Origin of the sequence: Bacillus sp. SIMBA_154 (assembly GCF_046536015.1) — a bacterium.
Taxonomy (GTDB): Bacteria; Bacillota; Bacilli; order Bacillales; family Bacillaceae; genus Bacillus; species Bacillus pumilus_P.
The window spans coordinates 1-233 of record NZ_JAWJBV010000712.1 but is presented as its reverse complement, the minus strand read 5'-3'; the positions used below and the strand labels follow the sequence as shown (position 1 = coordinate 233).

The following is a 233-nucleotide window of genomic DNA, read 5'->3' as shown; positions in this document are numbered from 1 at the left end:
CCTCGATACACCCATGATCCAGCTGACCCAATCCGACCAAACACCCTTTGGCACGCTGCTCTGAGAGCTTGCGAATGATTACAACCTGCCTTGCATCTCCCCCGATCCCCGCAACCGTTAAACCGCTCGACATACCGACCGTGCACCGTCTTTATTTAAAAATGCGTGTAATTTCTACTTAATCCCGCTTTCAGCATATGAGTAGAGCGTTCAGCCGGCGAGCAACTCGTGGG

1 pseudogene is annotated in these 233 nt (G+C 52.4%); it reads right to left on the bottom strand.

Features of this window, described 5'->3' with window-relative positions:
• Positions 1 to 133, bottom strand: a pseudogene (locus R0K30_RS23725) (dipicolinate synthase subunit A); the annotation flags it as partial.
• Positions 134 to 233 lie beyond the last annotated feature (100 nt).